General features: G+C 74.1%; 16 protein-coding genes. 7 read left to right on the forward strand and 9 right to left on the reverse strand.

The features are described from left to right. Positions 1-60: 60 nt before the first annotated feature. The 4 genes from AC1C2V_RS17580 to AC1C2V_RS17595 all read right to left on the reverse strand — a co-directional run bounded on the left by AC1C2V_RS17580 (position 61) and on the right by AC1C2V_RS17595 (position 5,420). Entirely contained in the window at positions 61-696 is a 636-nt protein-coding gene (locus tag AC1C2V_RS17580) for a DinB family protein (RefSeq protein WP_495390931.1), read from the reverse strand. A 53-nt stretch (positions 697-749) separates the two neighbouring features. Then, positions 750-1,970, reverse strand: coding sequence for an alkaline phosphatase family protein (locus AC1C2V_RS17585; protein WP_495390932.1), 1,221 nt, complete (start codon positions 1,968-1,970; stop codon positions 750-752). Then, entirely contained in the window at positions 1,967-2,566 is a 600-nt protein-coding gene (locus tag AC1C2V_RS17590) for a DUF5998 family protein (RefSeq protein ID WP_495390933.1), read from the reverse strand. Before AC1C2V_RS17590 ends, AC1C2V_RS17585 begins: the two co-directional genes overlap by 4 nt. Before the next feature lie 82 nt (positions 2,567-2,648). Then, complete coding sequence (locus tag AC1C2V_RS17595; protein ID WP_495390934.1) at positions 2,649-5,420, reverse strand: GNAT family N-acetyltransferase; 2,772 nt, start codon at positions 5,418-5,420, stop codon at positions 2,649-2,651. 152 nt (positions 5,421-5,572) lie between these two features. Here AC1C2V_RS17595 and AC1C2V_RS17600 point away from each other — a divergent pair, with 152 nt between their 5' ends. Then, positions 5,573-8,056, forward strand: coding sequence for a DNA gyrase/topoisomerase IV subunit A (locus AC1C2V_RS17600; protein WP_495390935.1), 2,484 nt, complete (start codon positions 5,573-5,575; stop codon positions 8,054-8,056). Between the two features lie 15 nt (positions 8,057-8,071). On the opposite strand, the gene AC1C2V_RS17605 is transcribed toward AC1C2V_RS17600, so the two are convergent. Next, positions 8,072-8,440 carry a DoxX family protein gene (locus AC1C2V_RS17605; RefSeq protein ID WP_495390936.1) on the reverse strand — a complete coding sequence of 123 codons (369 nt, stop codon included), beginning with the start codon at positions 8,438-8,440 and terminating at the stop codon, positions 8,072-8,074. A 242-nt stretch (positions 8,441-8,682) separates the two neighbouring features. On the opposite strand from AC1C2V_RS17605, the gene sigJ reads away from it, so the two are divergent. Continuing rightward, positions 8,683-9,627 carry an RNA polymerase sigma factor SigJ gene (gene sigJ, locus AC1C2V_RS17610; protein ID WP_495390937.1) on the forward strand — a complete coding sequence of 315 codons (945 nt, stop codon included), beginning with the start codon at positions 8,683-8,685 and terminating at the stop codon, positions 9,625-9,627. 22 nt (positions 9,628-9,649) lie between these two features. Here the strand turns inward: sigJ and AC1C2V_RS17615 are convergent, their stop codons facing one another. Beyond that, a complete protein-coding gene (locus AC1C2V_RS17615; protein ID WP_495390938.1) occupies positions 9,650-10,351 on the reverse strand; it encodes an alpha/beta fold hydrolase in 702 nt (233 codons plus the stop codon). Positions 10,352-10,434: 83 nt separating this feature from the next. On the opposite strand from AC1C2V_RS17615, the gene AC1C2V_RS17620 reads away from it, so the two are divergent. Beyond that, a complete protein-coding gene (locus tag AC1C2V_RS17620; RefSeq protein WP_495390939.1) occupies positions 10,435-10,890 on the forward strand; it encodes a GNAT family N-acetyltransferase in 456 nt (151 codons plus the stop codon). A 9-nt stretch (positions 10,891-10,899) separates the two neighbouring features. Here AC1C2V_RS17620 and AC1C2V_RS17625 read toward each other — a convergent pair whose 3' ends face one another. Further along, on the reverse strand, positions 10,900-11,601 hold the full coding sequence (locus AC1C2V_RS17625; protein ID WP_495390940.1) for a lysoplasmalogenase family protein: 702 nt from the start codon (positions 11,599-11,601) through the stop codon (positions 10,900-10,902). Positions 11,602-11,668: 67 nt separating this feature from the next. Beyond that, entirely contained in the window at positions 11,669-12,811 is a 1,143-nt protein-coding gene (locus AC1C2V_RS17630; RefSeq protein WP_495390941.1) for a GNAT family N-acetyltransferase, read from the reverse strand. Between the two features lie 195 nt (positions 12,812-13,006). Between AC1C2V_RS17630 and AC1C2V_RS17635 the strand changes: the two genes are divergently transcribed. After that, a complete protein-coding gene (locus AC1C2V_RS17635) occupies positions 13,007-13,900 on the forward strand; it encodes an SMP-30/gluconolactonase/LRE family protein (RefSeq protein WP_495390942.1) in 894 nt (297 codons plus the stop codon). A gap of 75 nt (positions 13,901-13,975) precedes the next feature. Continuing rightward, positions 13,976-17,548, forward strand: coding sequence for a methionine synthase (metH, locus tag AC1C2V_RS17640; protein WP_495390943.1), 3,573 nt, complete (start codon positions 13,976-13,978; stop codon positions 17,546-17,548). A 383-nt stretch (positions 17,549-17,931) separates the two neighbouring features. Here metH and AC1C2V_RS17645 read toward each other — a convergent pair whose 3' ends face one another. Next, positions 17,932-19,140 carry a serine hydrolase domain-containing protein gene (locus tag AC1C2V_RS17645; RefSeq protein WP_495390944.1) on the reverse strand — a complete coding sequence of 403 codons (1,209 nt, stop codon included), beginning with the start codon at positions 19,138-19,140 and terminating at the stop codon, positions 17,932-17,934. Between the two features lie 215 nt (positions 19,141-19,355). Between AC1C2V_RS17645 and AC1C2V_RS17650 the strand changes: the two genes are divergently transcribed. Together AC1C2V_RS17650 and AC1C2V_RS17655 are read left to right on the forward strand one after the other, a co-directional pair. After that, positions 19,356-20,591 (forward strand): sensor histidine kinase, encoded by a 1,236-nt coding sequence (locus tag AC1C2V_RS17650; protein WP_495390945.1) that lies wholly within the window; start codon positions 19,356-19,358, stop codon positions 20,589-20,591. Next, on the forward strand, positions 20,588-21,256 hold the full coding sequence (locus tag AC1C2V_RS17655; protein ID WP_495390946.1) for a response regulator: 669 nt from the start codon (positions 20,588-20,590) through the stop codon (positions 21,254-21,256). The genes AC1C2V_RS17650 and AC1C2V_RS17655 overlap by 4 nt, the downstream gene beginning before the upstream one ends. Positions 21,257-21,294: the final 38 nt, after the last annotated feature.

Below are 21,294 nucleotides of genomic sequence, written 5' to 3' on the forward strand. Positions count from 1 at the left end.
GATCCTGTCAGACGCCGGGCCCAGGTCGGCACATCAGTCGGCACGTCGCTGCCGGGCGCATCACTGACCTACGCGGCCGTCGACGCGCTCGCGCAGGAGGTCGGCGTGGCCGCAGTGCCGCGCGTACTCCTCGATGTGGCTCAGCAGCAGCTCGCGGAGCTGCAGCGCGCCGCCGGGCTCGGCGCCGAGGTCGGACAGACCCGCGTTCGTGGCGCCCAGGTCGTCGATGCCGGCCACCATCCGGTCCGTCTCGGCCATCTCGGCCCGCCACCGCCGGAAGGCCTCCTCGACGACGGACGGGTCGGCGACGGCGCCGTCCCAGTCGCCGTCGCGGTTCTGCTCGCTGCGGTAGAGCCACGGCGCGTCCTCGCCGGCCATGATGCGGCGCACGTGCCGCTCGTCCTCGGTGAGGTGCCGCACCAGCCCCAGCAGGGACATCGTGGACGGCGGCACGGACCGGCGGGCGAGCTGCTCGGCGTCCAGGTCGGCGCACTTCAGCTCGATCGTGAGCCGGTTGGCGCGCAGGGACTCGAGCAGGATGTCGCGCTCGTCGACCAGCTCCGCGTCGGACTCGCGAGGGTCGTCGTCCGGGTCCACCCACATGTCCGCGTAGACGGTCGCCCGCGTCCACCGGGACGTCGTCGGCTCGGGGGTCTGCTCGCTGGTCTTCCCACTGGTCTCCTGGCTCGGCTCCATCCGGGCATCGTGCCATCGGCACCCCGTCGCACGCCAGAGAATCTGGGCGGCCCCTACGCCTGCGCGAGGAGCACCGGCACCACCATCTCGGTGGGCGTCAGCGACCCGTGCACCCCGGGCATCTCCCGCGCCGCCGCGGGGTGCAGGCGCGAGTCGACCACCGTCGCCGCCCCGCGGGCCGCGACCAGGACGTCGCCGACGGCGGGCAGCACGTGGTCGGCCATCGGACCCAGCCAGCCCGCGGCGACCGCGTCGTCGCGAAGCGTCACGAGCGCGTCGTCGCCCAGCACGCCCGCCCAGCGGGCGGCGACGTCACGAGGGTCGGCGCCGGGGTCCACGTACACGTGCACCGCGCGCGGTTCGCCGCCCAGCAGGGCGACGTCGCGCGCGAGCTCCGGGGAGGACGCCACGTCGTGCTGGTGCGCCGGGTCCGCCGTGATCTGCCCGTGGTCGGCCGTGACGAGCACCAGGGTGCCGCGCGGTACGGACCGCACCAGCCGGCGCAGCTCGGCGTCCGTCGCCTCGAGCGCGTCCCCCCACTGCCACGATCCCGGTCCGAACCGGTGCCCGGTCTTGTCCACCGCGCCGTGGTACAGGTACACCACGCCGGGCTCGCGCAGCTCGCGCACCGCGGCGTCCACCTGCTCGCCGAGGCTCTCGGCCGCGACGTACCGGGGGCCGCGCAGCGCCGCGCGCGTCATCCCCGACCGGGCGAACTTGGCCGGACCCGGCGACACGACCCGCACCCCCCGCGCGACGAGCGTCTCCAGGACGGTCGGCTCCCGCTGCAGCGCCTCCGGCTCCGCCCGCAGCGGGCCGGAGAGCTTGGCGCCCGGGCGGTAGGGGTCGGACTGCTCCGTCCAGGAGACCGTCGTGGCGAGACCGCCCGTGTCCGGGTTGCGCTGCGTGTACCCGAGCAGCCCGGTGCGCCCCGGCGAGGTGCCCGTGCCGAACGTCGCGAGCGCGGCCGCCGTCGTCGACGGGAAGCTGGAGCGCACCGACCTGCCGTCCGCCTGGAGCGAGCGCAGGAAGGGGGCGTGCCCGCCGCGCTCGGCGAGGTTGGCCTGCCCCAGCCCGTCCACCAGCACCACGACCACCCGCTGCAGCCTGCGCGGCAGCCCGAGCGTGCCGCGACAGTCCGCCGAGCGGAGGCCGGTGGCCGTCGTGAGGTCCACCCCCAGGGCGCCCGCCACCCCGGGCAGGACTGCCGCGAGCGAGCCCGTGCCGTACGACGGCGCCAGCAGGCCGTCCGGCAGCGCGACCGAGGTCGTCATCGGGCGGCGCGCCCGCTCACCCCGGTGGCGGCGGACAGCGCGCGCGAGAAGGAGGTCGCCCGGCGCAACGCGTCGCGGCCCTCCGCCGCGCCGCTGACCCGCACGACGACGTCGTCCGGCGTGAGCTGGCCGGTGAGGCCGTGGTCCGCCTCGCAGGCCGGGTCCGGGCACTGCACCGGCTCGAGGTCGATGCGGGACACGGCGCCCCAGCCGATCGCGAGCGTCAGCTCCGAGGCACTGTCGCCGGGAGCGTGCTGGGCGGGCTCGTCCACGACGTGGGTGAGGGCCACCGAACGGATCTCGCTCAACGGCACGGCCTCCGTGGTCGCCGCGGCCGACGACGGGTGGGCGGCGTCGCCCTCGTGGTCGTCGACGTGCGCGGTCACCAGTCGCGTGGGGGTGAGCGCCAGCACCGTCAGGTGCCGGCGCACGGTGTCGTCGAAAGTGGTCTCGGCCTGCACGAGGTGAGCGAGCACGTCCTCGTCGGCGATCGCGACGTCCAGGACGTCCTCCACGAGGTCCGGGTAGTACCCGGCCCGGCGTACGTGGACGGACAGGTCGGCACGGAGGTTCTCAGAGGCGGTGGCATGCGGCACCCGCGCATTCTCCCACCGCTGCGGCCGCCGTGGCCACCGTCGTCCCCAGCCCGTCGTCAGGCCGTCGACGCCCGGATCACCGTCAGGCCGGCAGCGCCCGGCGCGGGGCGTCCGCGCGCTGCGGCACGGAGCGCAGCCGCACGCCGGCGTGCAGCACGCTGACCCCCTCGGAGCCCGCCACCACCGGGTACAGCTCCAGCGACGCGAGCTCCGGCAGGTCGTCCGCCAGCACCGACACGCGCGCCAGCACGTCCTCGAGCGCGTCGATGTCGGCGGGCGGCGCGCCCCCGTACCCGAAAAGCCGCGGCACGGCACGGACGGTGCGGACCATCGCCGCGACGTCCACGTCGGTGAGCGGCGGGATGCCGTAGGCGACGTCGTCCAGCAGGTCGGTCGCGTCGCCGGCGAGCCCGAACGAGACCTTGGGGCCGAAGAGCGGGTCCTCGCCCGAGCGGATCACGCACGGGACGCCGGCCGGGGCCATCGCCTGCACCTCCATCGCCGGGTCGGCCTCCCCCAGCACCCCGGTGGCGACCTCCCGCATGCGCTGCACGTCCGCCCGCAGCTCCGCCGCGTCCGCGATGTCGAGGCGCACGCCGCCGAGGTCCGTGCGGTGCCGCAGCGCGGTCGAGGCCGTCTTCAGCGCTACGGGCCAGCCGAGCTCGTCGGCCGCCGCCACGGCCTCGTCGGCCGTCCGCACCGTCCGCGAGCGCCACAGGCGCAGGCCGTAGCACGCGAGCAGCCGGGCGGTCTCGTCCTGCGTGAGGGTGCGCCCGTCGGCCGCGGCCGGGTCCCCGCCCTCCGGGGCGAGCCAGCCCTCCACGAGCCGGCGGGCGCCGCGGGCGTCGATGCCGTCGGGCCGCACGTGCGTGCCGCGGTCCTCCGTGCGCCACCGCGCGTAGGTGACCACCTTGCCGAGCGCCGTGACGGCGTCCTCGGGCGTGGAGAACGCGGGGATGCGCACCGACGTGCCGTCGGGGCCCGTCGCCGCGAGCTCGTCCGGCAGCCCGCTGAGCCCGAGCATGGAGGCCACGGTCGTGCGGCCAGTGCGCGCCGCCGCCTCGGCGACGGCGCGCGCCACCGCGCCCGTGCGAGGCACCACCACCGGCACGTCGACGGCGACCACCACGTCGCAGGCGCCCGGCGCGTACAGCGCGCCCGTCACCTGGGCGATCTGCTCGTCCGTCGCGTCCGGCGGCAGGAAGTCGGACGACGCGGCGACGACGAGCCCCGCCGCGGCCGCGGCCTCAGCCACGAGGGCTGCGAGGGCGGCCGAGGAGGCGAGGATCCCGACGCGCTCGCCGGTCGGCAGGGGCTGGTGCGCCAGCACCTGCGCGACGTCCATCAGCTGGTGCGTGTTCTCCGCCCGGATCACGCCGGACTGGCGCAGCATCTCGTCGAGCAGCCGGCGCGGGGCCTGCGTGGCACGCACGGCGTGGCCTGGCGGCACGACCTGACCGGAGCGCCCCGCCACGACCACCACGACGGGCTTGACCGCGGCCAGCCGGCGCGCGATCCGGGAGAACTTGCGCGGGTTGCCGATGGACTCCAGGTACAGGCAGACGACCGCGGAGCGCGGGTCGTCGTGCCAGTACTGCATGAGGTCGTTGCCGGAGACGTCGGCGCGGTGGCCGGCGGACAGGAGCGCCGAGACGCCGAGCCCGCGCCGGGCCAGCGTCGCGGTGAGCGTGACGGCGGCGGGTGCCGACTGGCAGAACATCCCGACCACCCCGGGACGCGGCGGGCGGACGGCGAGGCTGGCGTGCAGCCGGGCCCCGGGCGTGGTGGTGAGCAGGCCGAAGGACGCCGGCCCGACGACGCGCATCCCGCCGGCGTGCGCGGCGCGCACCAGCTCGCGCTGGCGCGCCAGCCCGTCGGGCCCCGTCTCCGCGTACCCGGCGGAGAGCACGACCACGCCCCGCGCCCCGCGATCCGCCAGCCGGCGCACCGCCTCGACCGCCTTTGACGGGGGGACGGCGAGCAGCGCGAGGTCGACCTCGGCCACCTGGTCCCAGGACTCCACGGCCGCCACGCCCGGCGCCGCCGGGACCGCGCCGGGCGCGCGAAGCACCGTCAGCTCGGTGTCCCCCGGGTCGGCCACCGCGGCGTCGACGACGCGCTGCGCGAGGTGGTGCTCGGTCGTCGGCGGCGCCGACCCGGCGGGGCCGGGCCCCACCAGCAGCACCCGGCGCGCCGTCAGCAGCGCCTGCATCGAGCGGGCCTCGGCGCGGTGCTCGCGGTCGGCCATGACCTCGCGCGACCGCTCGGTGGGGTCCAGGTCGAAGGCGACCATGACCACGCCGTCGTCCAGGTGCTGGCTGATCGCGTACCCGGCGTCGCGGAACACGGCCAGCATGGAGGAGTTCTGCGGCAGCACGTCGGCGGTGAAGCGCCGCACGCCGCGCTCGCGGGCGGCGGCCGCCACGTGCTCCAGCAGCACCGAGCCCAGGCCCTTGCCCTGCATCGCGTCCGCGATGTTGAACGCGACCTCCGCCTCGGTGTCGGAGACCTTGTCGTACCGCGCGACGCCGAGCACGTCCTCGCGCGGCCGCCCCTCGTCGTCGACCCCGGGGCGCACGGCGATGAGCGCGACGCGGTCGTGGTGGTCCAGGTGCGTGAGCCGGTTCAGCTCCCGCTCGGTGAGCCGCCGCACCGGCGCGAAGAAGCGGAAGTATGCGGAGCGCTCCGACTGCGCCTCCTGGAACCGCTGGATCGCGTCGGCGTCCTCGGGACGCAGGGGTCGCAGGTGCATCGTGGAGCCGTCGCGCAGCACGACGTCCGCCTCCCACGCGAGCGGGTATGCGGGCACCTCGGAGCCGGGGGTCCGATCGGCGGGCTGGTCGGGTCCGTCCACCCGTGCAGGCTATCCGGGCCCTGGGACAGGGGCCGCCCGCCGCGCCTGCGCGGCCTTGTGGGCGCCGGCGACTAGAGTCTGGTGCCGTCCCGACGACCGGTCGACCGCCCGTAGACCGAACCCGCATCAGCCGACCTCAGGAGCCGCACCGCATGGCGCGCAAGAGCAGCAGCGCATCCGTCACCGACGAGCCGTTCGACGAGAAGATCGTCGACATCGACGTCGCGGCGGAGATGGAGGCGTCCTTCCTCGAGTACGCGTACTCCGTCATCTACTCCCGCGCGCTGCCCGACGCCCGCGACGGGCTCAAGCCCGTGCACCGCCGGATCCTGTACATGATGGCCGACATGGGCCTGCGGCCCGACCGCGCGCACGTGAAGTCCTCCCGCGTCGTCGGCGAGGTCATGGGCAAGCTGCACCCGCACGGCGACACCGCGATCTACGACGCGCTCGTGCGCCTCGCCCAGGACTTCTCCATGCGCCTGCCGCTGGTCGACGGGCACGGCAACTTCGGCTCGCTCGACGACGGCCCCGCCGCCCCCCGGTACACGGAGGCACGCCTCGCCCCGCCGTCGATGGCCATGACGGCGGGCCTGGACGAGGACGTCGTCGACTTCGTCCCGAACTACGACAACAAGCTCACCCAGCCGGCGGTGCTGCCGTCCGCGGTACCGAACCTGCTGGTCAACGGCGCGTCGGGCATCGCGGTGGGGATGGCCACCAACATGGCCCCGCACAACCTCGTCGAGGTCGTGGCCGCGGCGCAGCACCTGGTCTCCCACCCCGAGGCCACGCTCGAGGACGTCGTGCGCTTCGTGCCCGGGCCCGACCTGCCCTCGGGCGGCAAGATCGTTGGCCTGGACGGCGTCCGCGACGCCTACCGCACCGGGCGCGGATCGTTCCGCACGCGGGCGACGGTGCGGGTCGAGAACGTCACCCCGCGCCGCAAGGGGCTCGTCGTCACGGAGCTCCCCTACGGGGTGGGCCCTGAGAAGGTGATCGAGAAGATCGCCGACGGCGTGAAGGCCAAGAAGATCCAGGGCGTCACGAACGTCCAGGACCTCACCGACCGCAGCCACGGCCTGCGCCTGGTCGTCGAGGTCAAGACGGGCTTCGACCCGGACGCGGTGCTGGAGCAGCTCTACCGCACCACCCCGCTCGAGGACTCGTTCGGCATCAACAACGTGGCGCTCGTCGACGGCCAGCCGCGCACGCTCGGGCTGCTCGAGCTGCTGCGCGTGTGGGTGGGCCACCGCATCAACGTCGTGCGCCGCCGCACGGAGTACCGGCTCGCCAAGCGCCAGGAGCGCCTGCACCTGGTCGAGGGGCTGTTGCTGGCGATCGTCGACATCGACGAGGTCATCCAGGTGATCCGCACCTCCGACGACGCGGGCGGCGCCCGCGAGCGCCTGATGAGCGTCTTCGACCTCTCGGAGCCGCAGGCCACCTACATCCTCGACCTCCAGCTGCGCCGCCTGACCAAGTTCTCCCGGATCGAGCTCGAGAAGGAGCAGTCCGAGCTGGAGCGCGAGATCGCCGAGCTCAAGGAGATCCTCGCGGACGACGCCCGCCTGCGCGCCGTGGTGAAGGCCGAGATGGCCGAGGTCGCGTCGACCTACGGGACGCCGCGCCGCACCGTGCTGCTCGACTCCGCGGGCGGCGCCACCGCCCCGGCCGCGACCAACGGCAGGAGCAAGGCGCCCGCGATCTCGCTCGAGATCGCCGACTCCCCGACGCGGGCGCTGCTGTCCGCCACGGGGCTGCTCGCGCGCACGTCGGGAGACACCCCCGACGCCCCGGTGGAGCGGGCCGGCCGGCGCCACGCCCACGACGCGCTGCGCAGCGACGTCGCCACGTCCACCCGCGGCGACATCGGCCTCGTCACGACGGCGGGCCGGCTGCTGCGCGTATCCGTCCTCGACCTGCCCGCGCTCCCCCCGGTCGACGGGCCGCCGTCGCTGTCCGGGGGCATCCCGGTCAGCGAGCTGGTCGCGCTGGCGCCGGGCGAGTCCGCGCTCGCCATCGCGTCGCTCGACCCGGACGCCCCGACCCTCGCCCTCGGCACCGCGAACGGCATCGTCAAGCGCGTCCTGGCCGGTGACGTGCCCGCCAACCGGGACGAGTGGGACGTCGTCTCCCTCAAGGAGGGCGACCGGGTGGTGGGCGCGGCCCCGGTGGGCGACGACGACGAGCTGGTCTTCGTCGCCTCCGACGCCAGCCTGCTCCACTTCGACGCGTCGAACGTGCGCCCGCAGGGCCGGTCCGCCGCCGGCATGGCCGGAATCCGCCTGACCGCCGGGGAAAAGGTGGTCTTCTTCGGCGTCGCGCGGGCCGCCACCCGCGACCTGCACATGGTGGTGACCGTCGCCGGCACGTCGGGCGCGCTGCCGGGGACGGGCGGCGGGTCGGCCAAGGTCACGCCGTACGAGCTGTACCCCGGCAAGGGCCGCGGCACCGGTGGGGTGCGCGCGCACCGCTTCCTCAAGGGCGAGGACGGTCTCGTCCTGGCCTGGGTGGGCGAGGGCCCGGCCCGCGGCGTCGGCTCCGCCGGGCAGCCCGTCGAGCTGCCCGACAGCACCGACCGTCGGGACGGGTCGGGCCAGCCGCTCGCCGCGCCGGTCACCGCCGTCGGCTGACCGGGGCGGCGGCGGTCACACCACCGTGGCCAGGAGCGACCCCGCCGCAAGGGGCAGGAAGAGGCACGACGTGGCGAAGAACTGCGTCGACCAGTCCTCGACGCGGACGTGGCTGAAGATGGCGCAGATCCAGAACAGGATCAGCCCGGTGGCCGCGGCCGTCCCGACGTACGGCACGCCGAGGACGCCCGCGAGCAGGCCGGCCGCCCCCGCGAGCTTCAGCGTCCCGATGGGGAAGACCGCCCATGACTCCGGGACGCCGATCGTGGCGAGGTTCTTCCGCAGGCCCGGCACGATCCTCCGGGGGCGCGCCACCCACAGCACGCCGGAGATCGCGTTCATCACGACGGTCGCGAGCACGACCGCCAACCCCCAGGTCGTCACGAGGCGGCGCCTTCGTCACGCGAGGAGACGCCGGCGCGTCCGCCCCGGTCCGTCGTCCTGTGCTGGGACATCATGTGGTCTTCCTGTCTCTCGGGCTCGACGCCGGCCTTCCACCAGAAGGCGGCTCGATGGTCCGACGACGTGACCACGAGAAATGTGAGGTGGCGCGCCGACCTCACAGGTCGTCGCGGTGTCTCGTCGGTACGGGTACGGGCTGATGCCACCGAAGGAGATGCCGAGACATGACCACTCCGACCGAGCCGGGACGCGACCAGCCGGATCCCGCCCTGAGGGCGGTCATGAGCGAACGGCGCCAGCTGGTCGCCGTCGCCTACCGGCTCCTCGGCTCTCTGGCCGACGCCGAGGACGTCGTCCAGGAGACCTACGCCCGCTGGTACGGCCTGGCGCCCGAGCAGCGGCAGGCCATCAGGTCGCCCGGCGCCTGGCTGACCAAGGTCGCCAGCCGCATCTGCCTCGACGTGCTCGGCTCTGCACGGGCACGGCGCGAGCACTACGTGGGCGAATGGATCCCGGAGCCGCTGCCCGGCCGCGCCGTCTGGGACGACGAACGGCCCGGCGCCGCGACGCACGACCCGGCCGACCGTGCCACCCTCGACGAGTCGATCACGATGGCATTTCTCGTGGTGCTCGAGTCGATGACGCCGGCCGAGCGGGTGTCGTTCGTCCTGCACGACGTCTACGGCTATCCGTTCGCCGAGGTGTCCGAGATCGTCGGCCGTTCACCGGCCGCCTGCCGCCAGCTGGCCACGTCGGCGCGCCGCCGCATCCGCGGCTCTCGGGCGCCCGCCACCCCGGCGACGCAGCGGGCCGCCGTCGTCCGCGACTTCAAGAAGGCGTGGGAAGCCCAGGACATCGGCGCCCTCGTCGGCCTGCTCGACCCCGACGCCGTCGCGGTCGCCGACGGCGGCGGGCGTGCCAGCGCCGCGCTCCGCCCGATCGTGGGGCGCGAGCAGATCGCGCGCTACGCCCTCGAGATCGCCGGCAGGGTGCCCGGCCTGACGCTCGTGGAGCGCACGGTCAACGGCCTGCCCGGCCTGGTGGCCCAGCGCGGCGGCGTCACCGTCACGGTGGCGGCCTTCGACGTCGCGGACGACCGGATCACGCGCATCTGGACGGTGCGCAACCCCGAGAAGCTCCGGCCGTGGACGACGGGAGCACCCGCGTGACGGCGTCGACGCCGCCCCGGACCTAGCCGATCGCCGCGGTGATCGCCGCGCCCAGGTCCCCCGGCCGCGTGAACATGGGCCAGTGGCCCGTGGGCAGGTCGACGATCTCGTAGTCGTGCAGCCGCGAGAGCTCGGCGACGAACGGGTGCCCCTCGGACATGAGGCCGCGCAGCACCTCGCCCGGCATCTCCGACGCGATGACGGTCGACGGGATGTCGAGTCGGCGCTCGTCGTCGCTCAGCCGGTGCGCCTCGCGGACCGTACCGCCCGGCTGGGTGGTGGACCCGGCCAGGACGTCGGCTCGGATCTCGTCGGTCATGTCGCGCAGCGAGTCCTCCTCGAACTCGCTCCAGTCGAGCGGCACCTCGACGACGTCGGCCGGCAGGTCGGCGTTCATCGCCTGCCCGTCCGCCACCGGGCCCGAGTCCACGTACACGACGTGCGCGACCCGCTCCGGCCTCGCGTCGGACGCCGCGTACACGAGACCGCCGGAGGCCGAGTGGCCCACCAGCGCGACCGGCGCGCCACCCGGCACGGCGTCGATCGCCTCGACGACGGCGGCGACGTGGTCGGCGAGGTGGATGCCGGACCGGTCCTCGTCGGGCGATCCCATGCCCGGCAGCGTGATCGGGTGCACCGTGTGCCCCGCCACGGTGAGGGACGGGACGACCCCGTCCCACGCCGAGCCGTTCAGCCAGAACCCGGGTACCAGGATGATGTCCATGCCCGCGAGCCTAGGTGTGACCACCGACACTCTCCGGGGAAATCCCGGGGGAACCACGGCCCGGACCTGCTTGGATGGCCGCCATGCCCGACCCCGACCTCCCCGACGGCTACGAGTTCTCCGCCGACCCGACCCGGATCGACGCCGCCCGCGTGCACGAGCTCCTGGCCACGCACGCCTCCTGGGCCGCCGGCCGCACGCGCGAGAAGCTGGACAGGGCGCTCGCCGGGTCCCGCAGCTACGGCGTGCTCCTGGGCGCCACGGGCAAGCTGGTCGCCTACGCCCGGCTCGTCACCGACGGGGCCATCTTCGCCTGGCTCGCGGACGTCGTCGTCGACCCGGCCCACCGCGGCCTGGGCCTCGGCACGGCCGTCGTCGCCGGGGCGGTCGCGGACGTGGAGCCGCTCGGCCTGAAGCGGGTGCTGCTCAAGGCCTCCGACGAGGGCCGCGGCATCTACGAGCGCCTGGGTTTCACCCCGGTGCCCGAGCCAGGGACCTGGATGGAGCACCGCAGCGCGCGCCCCAGCACCCTCGCCTGACGCGCAGGTTCAGCGGCGCGCGAGCACTCCCGCGACGATCAGCGCCTGCCCGGCGACGTAGGTGAGCATCACCCAGAACCCGGATGCCGGCGGCGCGAACCAGTCGGTGAACGCGCCGAGGGCGATCATCGCGTCCGACGCGAGGAAGACCGCCCCGCCGACCCCGGCGAGCGGGTGCACCCCGGTGGCGAGCACGGCCATCACGACCAGGCACAGCCCGTACACCACGACGGCCGCGAGCAGCACACCGGGCGCCCCCGCGGCGCACGCCACGACGAGGGCCGCGGCGGCCACCACGTACGGCAGCAGCAGGAGGGGCCGCCCGGCGAGACTCTCGCGCCGGTACGGCCAGAAGGCGACCGCGTAGACGACCTGCGCGGCCAGGAAGAGCCCGACCATCACGAGGAACGCCGCGTCGCCGTCGAATGCCGCGGGGAGCGTGTCCCCGAGCCAGGAGAACGCGAGCGCCGCCAGCACCAGCCGGACCAGCCGGGACCGTGGCGCCGGCACGGCGCACCAGAGGGTCACGGCGAGCAGCGGCATCAGGCACCCCTGCGTGACGCGCGCCCAGGTGCTCGCCTCGGCCGCCTGGGCGGCGAGGTGCAGCACGGTGAGCATGGCCAGCGTGACCGCGGCGGCGCGCGAGGTGGCGGTGGGCAGGAGCCGGTGCGGCGATGCGTGGAGCAGCCCGGGATGAACGGCGTCGGTCACGCGAGGCAGCCTAGGCCCCACCCGGCCCCTGCCGAAACCTCCGGACGGGGTGATCCGGGGCCGGCGCTCAGAGCTCGATCGTGAGCAGCCGCGAGCCGTGCCGCTTGACGTATCCCAGGCTCGCGTACAGCCCGTGCGCGCCGCTCGGGTTCTGGGTGTCCACGTCGAGCGCCGCGGCCGCCATCCCGTCGTCGGCGAAGGCGCGCATGCCCGCCGCGAGCAGCGCGACGGCGACCTTGCGGCCCCGGTACGCGCGGCGGACCCCGAGGATCTCCGTGTAGCCGAACGGGTACCCGCGCACCGCGAAGTCCTCGGTGTAGCGCGCCGCCACGTGGTAGCCCGCGACGAGGGGCAGGCCCTCGCGGAGCGCGGCGGCCGTGTCCGCGTCGGTGGCCGGATCGGCCAGCAGCGCGGCCACGTCGGGGGCGGCGTCGACGACCGCGAACGACCACTCGGGGGCGTACGTGCTGCGCGCGGAACCCCACTGCTCGGGCGTCTGCGGCTCGCTCCCCCAGTGGTCCCGGAAGGCGTCGTTGTGCGCGAGCCGGGTGGGCTCGTCGAGCTCGTCGCGCAGCGGGACGAGGCGCAGGCCGCCGTCCAGCTCCACGGTGGGCAGGGGGCGCGCGACCAGGTCGCGCAGGTCGCGCTCCAGGTCCGAGTAGAAGCGCCGGGGCGTGAAGCCCCCGCGCTCGTGCAGGCGGACCTTCGCCGCCGGCGCGTCGTCCTCCAGGAAGGCGGCGAGCCGCGCAGGGAGCTCCCGGCCCGACCTCGTGCCCGAGGCCGCCAGCACCTGGCGGCCCCGCGCCACCTGCCAGGCGAACAGCTCGCGCCCGATGCCCTCGCCGCGGCGGGCCGGGTGCACCCCGCCCCACAGGAACGCCCGCACGCGGCTCACGTCGCCGGGCATCGTCTCGACGTACCCGTAGGCACGCAGCGCGCCGTCGTCGTCGAACCCGAGGACGGAGTCGGTGTCGAAGTGCCGCCAGGGGGCCTCGAGGATCTCGACGAGCTCCCCGAGCGCCTCCCGGTACGGCTCGTGGTCGGCCTCCGCGACCGTGTTCCGCAGCTCCAGCAGGGCGGGTGCGTCGGCGCGCGTGGCCGGGCGCCACGTCAGCCCGCCGGCGACGAGCGGCGGCAGGACGGACGGCGCGGCGGCGCGCTCCGCGATCGGCGCGAGGGCCGGGACATCGGTCTGGGCAGGGGTCGACATGCCTCTCACGCTAGGCCCGGCACCGCGCCGTGCGCACGGAGATTTTCGGCCCGCCCGGCGGCCGCCACACCGCGGGTCGGGCGCCCTGCGCGCCCTTTTGCCCGCCCCTGGCGCTGTGTGGCGCGGTGCAGCGTCCTGTACCGTGCAGCGTCCTGACCAGCCGAGGGGCCTCGGCCCCCACCTCCGGAGCGTGTGATGACCGACCTGACGCCCGCCGTGCTCGAACGCCTCGACGAGCGCTTCGACGCCGTGAACGGCGACGCGCGCCTCGAACGGATCTGGACCGGCGGGCGGTGGACGGAGGGTCCCGTCTACGTGCCCGCCGGCCGGTACCTGCTGTTCAGCGACATCCCGAACGACCGCGTGCTGCGCTGGGACGAGACCGACGGCTCGGTGAGCGTCTTCGAGTCCCCGGCCGGGTACTCCAACGGCCGTACGCTCGACCGCCAGGGGCGCGTCGTCACCTGCCAGCAGGGCATGCGACGGGTGGTGCGCACCGAGCACGACGGCTCGACGACGGTGCTCGCCGACCGGTGGGACGGCAAGCGGCTCAACAGCCCCAACGACGTCGTGGTGTCGCGCGACGACGCCGTGTGGTTCACCGACCCGCCGTACGGCATCACGAGCGACTACGAGGGCGAGCGCGCGGAGCCGGAGATCGACGGGTGCCACGTGTACCGGGTCGACCCCGGCACCGCCGAGGTGGCCGCCGTCGCGACCGACTTCGTGCGCCCCAACGGGCTGGCCCTCTCGGCCGACGGGAGCCGCCTGTTCGTCGCGGACACGCACCGTCAGCACGTGCGGGTGCTCGACGTCGACGGCGCGCGGCTCGCGGGCGGGGAGGTCTTCGCGGACCTCGACGGCCGGCCGGACGGCGTGCGGCTCGACACCACGGGCCGGGTCTGGGTGGCCGCCGGCGAGGCGATCCACGTCTTCGACCCCGACGGCACCCTCGTCGGCCGGGTCCTGGTGCCCGAGGAGGTGTCGAACCTCGCGTTCGGCGGCCGCAAGGGCAACCGGCTGTTCGTCACCGCCACCACCTCGGTGTACTCCATCCTGCTGAACGTCAACGGCGTGCCCACGCTCTGATCCCGCCCCCCGCGTGGGTGGACGCCCCCTGGACAGACCGGTGGCACGCCCCGCGCCCGCGGCTACGCTGCACGGGTGACGACCACGCTCGACCTCGCTGCCGCCGACTCCCGCGCCTCCGCCCTGGGCGAGGCCCTGCGCACGCGCGTCGTCGTCGCCGACGGCGCGATGGGCACGATGATCCAGGCCGCGGACCCGACCCTGGAGGACTACGAGGGGCACGAGGGCTGCAACGAGGTCCTCAACGTCTCCCGCCCGGACATCATCGCGAGCGTGCACGACGCCTACCTCGAGGTCGGCGTGGACGCGATCGAGACCAACACGTTCGGCGCCAACTGGTCCAACCTGTCCGACTACGGGATCGACGACCGCATCCGCGAGCTGGCCCGCGCCGGGGCGACCCTCGCCCGCGGACGCGCCGACGCGTTCGCCACCGACGACCACCCGCGCTGGGTGCTCGGCTCGATGGGCCCGGGCACCAAGCTGCCCAGCCTCGGGCACACCACCTACGCGCACCTGCGCACCACGTTCGCCGAGCAGGCGGCCGGGCTCCTCGAGGGCGGCGCAGACGCCCTCCTGGTCGAGACCAGCCAGGACCTGCTGCAGACCAAGGCCGCCGTCACGGGCTGCCACGACGCGCTGGCCGAACTCGGCCGGACGGTGCCCGTCATCGCGTCGGTGACGGTCGAGACCACCGGCACGATGCTCATGGGCTCGGAGATCGGCGCCGCGCTCACCGCGCTGCAGGCGATCGGCGTCGACGCCATCGGGCTGAACTGCGCCACCGGACCGGAGCAGATGAGCGAGCACCTGCGCCACCTCGCGCAGCACTCCGAGGTGCCGGTCACGTGCATGCCCAACGCCGGCCTGCCCGAGCTCGGCCCGGACGGCGCGGTCTACCCCCTGTCCCCCGCCGAGCTCGCCGCCGCGCACACGCAGTTCGTGGGCGAGTTCGGGCTGGGGCTCGTGGGCGGCTGCTGCGGCACGACGCCGGAGCACCTGCGCCAGGTGGTCGAGGCGGTTCGCGGCAAGGCGCTGCCCGAGCGGCACCCCGTGCGGGAGAACGGCGTCGCGTCCCTGTACGCGCACACGGACCTGCGCCAGGACACGTCGTACCTCGCGATCGGCGAGCGCACCAACGCCAACGGCTCCAAGGCGTTCCGCGAGGCGCTGCTCGAGGGCCGGTGGGACGACATCGTCGACATCGCCCGCGCCCAGACCCGCGACGGGGCGCACCTGCTGGACGTCTGCGTCGACTACGTGGGGCGCGACGGCGTGGCGGACGTGCGCGAGGTGGTGTCGCGGCTCGCGTCGGCGTCCACGCTGCCGCTCGTCATCGACTCCACGGAGCCGGCCGTGCTGCAGGCCGGCCTGGAGCTCGTGGGCGGGCGCGCCGTCGTGAACTCGGTGAACTTCGAGGACGGCGACGGACCCACGTCCCGGTTCGCGCGGATCATGCCGCTGGTGCGCGAGCACGGCACCGCCGTCGTCGCCCTGACGATCGACGAGGAGGGCCAGGCCCGCACCGCCGACCACAAGGTCGCGATCGCGACCCGCCTGATCGAGCAGCTCACGGGCGACTGGGGCATGCGCGTCGACGACATCATCGTCGACGCCCTCACGTTCCCCATCGCCACCGGGCAGGAGGAGACGCGGCGCGACGCCATCGAGACGATCGCGGCCATCACGGAGATCACCCGGCGCTTCCCCGGCGTGCACACCACGCTCGGGGTCTCCAACGTGTCGTTCGGGCTCAACCCGGCGGCGCGCGCCGTGCTCAACTCCGTCTTCCTGCACGAGGCGACCCAGGCGGGGCTCGACTCCGCGATCGTGCACGCCGCGAAGATCCTGCCGCGCACCGCGATCCCCGACGAGCAGTGGGAGGCCGCCGAGGACCTCGTGTGGGACCGGCGCCGCTACGACGACGAGGGCAACCCCACCCACGACCCGCTGTCGCACCTGCTCGAGCTCTTCTCGGGCGTCGACGCCACGGCGCTGCGCGACCAGCGCGCCGCCGAGCTCGCCGCCCTGCCCGTGAGCGAGCGGCTCGAGCGCCGGATCATCGACGGCGCGCGCAAGGGTCTCGAGGACGACATCGACGAGGCGCTGGCGAACGGCACGAAGGCGCTCGACATCGTCAACACCCACCTGTTGGGCGGCATGAAGGTGGTGGGCGAGCTCTTCGGCTCCGGGCAGATGCAGCTGCCGTTCGTGCTGCAGTCCGCCGAGGTGATGAAGTCCGCCGTCGCCCTCCTCGAGCCGCACATGGAGAAGGTCGAGGGCGACACCGCCACCAAGGGCACCATCGTGCTCGCCACCGTGCGCGGCGACGTGCACGACATCGGCAAGAACCTCGTGGACATCATCCTCACCAACAACGGCTACACGGTGGTGAACATCGGCATCAAGCAGCCGGTGGCGGCCATGATCGAGGCCGCGCAGGAGCACGACGCCGACGTCATCGGCATGTCGGGCCTGCTCGTGAAGTCGACCGTGGTGATGAAGGAGAACCTCGCCGAGCTCGCCTCGCGCGGGCACGCCGACCGGTGGCCCGTGCTCCTGGGCGGCGCGGCGCTGACCCGCGCCTTCGTCGAGGACGACCTCGCGTCGGCGTTCCCCGGCACCGTCCGGTACGCCAAGGACGCTTTCGAGGGGCTGCGGCTCATGGAGCCGCTCGTGGCCGTCGCGCGCGGCGCCGACCCGGAGTCCGTGGGGCTGCCCGCGCTGCGCAAGCGTCGCCACGCGCTGGTCGAGCTCGTCGAGACCCCCGAGGCCGACCTGCCCGCGCGCTCCGACGTCGCCGCCGACAACCCCGTGCCCGACCCGCCCTTCTGGGGCACGCGCGTCGTCAAGGGCGTCCAGCTCGCCGACTACGCGGCGTTCCTCGACGAGCGCGCCACGTTCATGGGGCAGTGGGGGCTCAAGCCGGGCCGTGGCGACGATGGGCAGAGCTACGAGGAGCTCGTCGAGACCGAGGGCCGCCCGCGCCTGGCCGAGTGGCTGGAGCGCATCCGCACCGACCAGATCATGGACCCCACGGTCGTCTACGGCTACTTCCCCGTGTGGTCCGACGGCGACGACATCGTGGTCGCGCACCACGACGGCCCGGACGGCGGCTCCGGCGGCGAGCCGGGCACCGAGCGCCTGCGGTTCCACTTCCCCCGCCAGCGCCGCGACCGGCACCTGTGCCTGGCCGACTTCGTGCGGCCGCGGTCGTTCGTCGAGGAGACGGGCCGGTTCGACGTGCTGCCCGTGCAGCTCGTGACCGTCGGCGACACGGTGTCGGGCCACACGGCGAAGCTGTTCGAGGCGAACAGGTACCGCGAGTACATGGAGTTGCACGGCCTGTCCGTGCAGCTCACCGAGGCGCTGGCGGAGTTCTGGCACTCCCGCGTGCGCGACGAGCTCGGCTTCGCGGCCGAGGAGCCCGACGACGTCGAGGGGCTGTTCAAGCTCAAGTACCGCGGCGCCCGGATGTCCCTCGGCTACCCCGCGTGCCCCGACATGGAGGACCGTCGCAAGGTCGTGGAGCTGCTGCGCCCCGAGCGCGTGGGCGTCATCCTCTCCGACGAGCTGCAGCTGCATCCGGAGCAGTCCACCGACGCATTTATCCTGCATCATCCCGACGCGAAATATTACAGCGTGTGAGACAGGTATCTAGAAGGGATCCTGGACATCGGCTCGACGTGGCCGTCGATCGATGCGCAACTAATCAATAACGAGCGGCAGTCTCGAACACTGGCTTGCCATCTCCGTCGCATCCCGTCCGAACCACGAGCGATACTCGCCCGCCGACGATGCTTCCCAGGGTTCGACGGTACGCCGATGGCGACAAGCTCGTGCGGGTGAACGTCGGACCCTCAGGGCACCCTGGCCGCACGCTCGGCCCAACCCAGAGCCCGGCTTTCGACCGGGAGCGCGACCTCGCGCGGCGTGACGCGCACTCGTGGCACGACTGCATGCAGCGGATCCGCCCACCCTGTCAGCGGTCCGCCCGGCGAGCGGACCGCTGACAGGCTCAGACACGTTCCTCAGTCGCAGAACGCCGCGTCGACGGTCTCGGTGACGGCCCGGTAGGTGTCCAGGAGCCGCTCCTCGTCGGTCGGGTCGCCGAACCCCCACGGGAGGGAGGTGACGGCCACGGTGAAGGCGGTGCCGTCGTCCGCCACGCCGTTGCGGGTCTCGTACCCGTGGATGTCGCCGCCGTGACCCCAGACGACCCCGCCGCAGCTGAGCGGGTAGCTCTGGATGCCCAGGCCGTAGGCCGATCCGGGCCACAGCTCGTCGTCGGCCGGCACGCTCTTCTTCATCTCGGCGATGCTCTCGTCCTCCAGCAGGCGGCCGTCGAGCACGGCGCGGAAGAACTCGTTGAGGTCGCTCGGGCTCGCCACGACTGCGCCGGCCGCCCAGCCGAAGGACGGGTCGAGGGTGGACACGTCGGCAGGCTCCCCGCCGCCCTCCCCTGTCTCGTCCCCGTGGTAGCCGTGCGGGTGGTCGCCGCGGAGCTCCTGCTCGCCCACCCCGGGGAAGTAGGTGTGCTCGAGGGCGAGCGGCTCGATGATGCGGTCGGTGACGACCTCGAACAGCGGCCGCTCGGTCAGCCGCTCGACGACGACGCCCAGGAGGAGGTAGTTCGTGTTGCTGTACTCCCAGCTCTCGCCCGGTGCGAAGCGGGCCGGCTCGGCGAGGGCGAGGTCGAGAAGATCGCGGGGTGACCTGTACGCACGCTGGACGCTCTCGAGGTCGGCGGCGATCCCGGCCGTGTAGTCGGGCAGGCCGCTGGTGTGCTGCAGCAGCTGGCGCACCGTGATGTCCTTCCCGTCGATGCCGTCGCCGTGGACGAGGCCGGGAAGGTAGGTCTCGATCGGCTCGTCGAGCTCGACGAGCCCCTCCTCCACGAACTGCATCACGACGACTGCGGTGTAGGTCTTCGTGTTGCTGCCGGCGCGGACCTCGCCGTCGACGGGGACGGGCCCGCCGGTGTCGAGGTCCCCGACGCCCGAGACCAGGTCGTCGTGGTCGCCGTGGGGAGACGTGATCGAGGCGAGGGCGGCCGGGAAGCCGGTCTCGACCAGTCCGTCCAGCCTCTCCTGCACGACCTGATGCGTGGCGGAGGGCTCGTGCGGGGCGACGCTCGGGTCGCTCGTCGCGACGTCTGCCCAGATGCCGGCGGTGGCCGCGCCGGCGACGACGAGGCCGACGGCGCCGATCGTCAGGGTTCGGGTGGTCCTGGTCAACATGTGCTTCCCCTTCTCGACACGTCCGGGGCCGGACGTGCCTCCACCCCACCCGGCTGCGGCCGCCGTGACACCCTCCGGGCAGACGGGATCGGGACTGTCCTTGCGGAGGGGGCGCCGCCTCGACGACGCGACGACGCTGGGGGCATGACCGCACCACGTGCTCGACGCCCTCGTGCTCGAGCTGGAAGGACCTCGACCTGAAGGACAATGACTCCGTGACGCCGCCCCCTCGCCCGCGCCCCCTCCAGGACCGGCTCGGGCAAGCGGTGCCCGTCGTGGTGACCGCCCTGGTGGGGATCGGCCATCTGGTGGCCTACGCCGTGCTCGCCGCTCGGCCCGCGACCGACGCCGACGCCGACGCCGACGCCGACGCGATCCTGGACGGCTGGCTCCCCGCTCTCCCGGTGCTGGCGCAAGCCGCCGCCCTCCTGGCGCGACACCGCGCTCCTCTGATCACGCTCGGCGTCGTCGCCGGCCTCGACGCCCTCGTGCTCGCGATGTCGTCGGGCGAGCTGGGCACGGGGGCTCCGGGCGTGATGTTCGCGGCGTACGCCGCCGCCCGCGCCCGGGACCGACCGCGTCGGTACCGGGTGGTGCTGGTCGTCGCTCTCGTCGCGAAGGTCGCGGAGGGCATCGCCCTGCAGTCGAGTACCGAGATCGCCGGGCCGTTGACGATCCCCTACGCCCTGCTGCGCGGCATCCTGGTGTTCGGCACGCCGGTCCTCGTCGCCGAGATCGTCACCGGCCGCGAGCGCCTGGTCGAGGCGCTGCGCGAGCGGGCCGAGGCGGCCGAGCGCGAACGCGAGCTCCGGGCGTCGGAGGCCGTGCAGCGGGAGCGGTCGCTCATGGCCCGCGAGCTGCACGACATCGCCGGGCACCACCTCAGCGGCATCGTCGTCAGCGCCCAGGCCGCGGACGCGCTGCTGCGCAGCGAGCCGGATCGCGCGAGCGAGTACCTCGGCGTCGTCAAGCGGGAGGGGCAGGCCACCCTCGCCAACCTCCGCCAGGTCGTGGGGCTGCTGCGCACCGACGAGCGGGGGGAGCTGGCCCCCGCCGCGGCGGTGGACCAGCTGCCCGCGCTGGTCGCCTCGGCCTCCGCGACGGGGTCCCCGGTGGCGTTCACCACCACGGGGGACCCGGTCGAGCTCGGGCCGCTCGCCGCGGCGGCGGCCTACCGGATGGTCCAGGAGTCGCTCGCGAACACGTCTCTGCACGCGGCAGGTGCCCCGCGCGAGGTGCGGGCGGACTACGGCCGGGACTCCGTCGTCCTCACCGTGCGCAACGCTCCGGGCCGGGAGGCGATCAGGCCGTACCCACCGCGTGACGGCTACGGCCTGATCGGCATGGCCGAACGCGCGGAGCTGGTCGGCGCCACGCTCGTGACGGGGCCCGCCGCGGACGGCGGCTGGACGAACACCCTCACCATCCCGTACGGAGACGACCCCTCATGATCGACGTGCTCATCGCCGACGACCAGGCCGTCGTCCGAGCGGGCCTCTCGGTGATCCTGCAGGCCCCCGGCGACATCCGCGTCGTCGGCGAGGCGCGAGACGGGTACGAGGCGGTGGCACTCACCCGCGAGCTGCGCCCGGACGTCGTCTGCATGGACGTCCGCATGCCGGGCCTGGACGGCATCGCCGCCACCCGCCGGATCACCACCGACGCCACGCTCGACGCTCGCGTGCTCGTCGTGACCACCTTCGACGTCGACGACTACGTCTTCGGCGCCCTGGAGGCCGGAGCGGCGGGCTTCCTCCTCAAGGGCGCCGACGAGGACACCCTGCTCGGCGCCATCCGCTCGGTCTCCGCCGGAGACGGGACGCTCGATCAGCGGCTGACACGCCGGGTGCTCGCCGAGTTCGCCGCCCGGCGCCCGGCTGCGCCGCGACCGCCGGCCGATCTGCCCTCGCCGCTGACCACCCGTGAGCTCGAGATCCTCGCCCTGCTCGCCCGCGGGATGTCGAACCAGGAGATCGCGGACGAGCTCTTCATCGAGCAGACCACGGTCAAGTACCACGTCGCCGGCGTGCTGACCAAGACCGTATCGCGCGACCGCCTGCAGGCGGTCGTGTGGGCGTTCCGCCACGGGGTGGTCGAGCCCCCACCGGTGCCCTGAGCCGGCGTGTCCCCCGTGCGAGCTACCCGCGAATGCCC

This window comes from Isoptericola sp. Y541, from assembly GCF_059445465.1.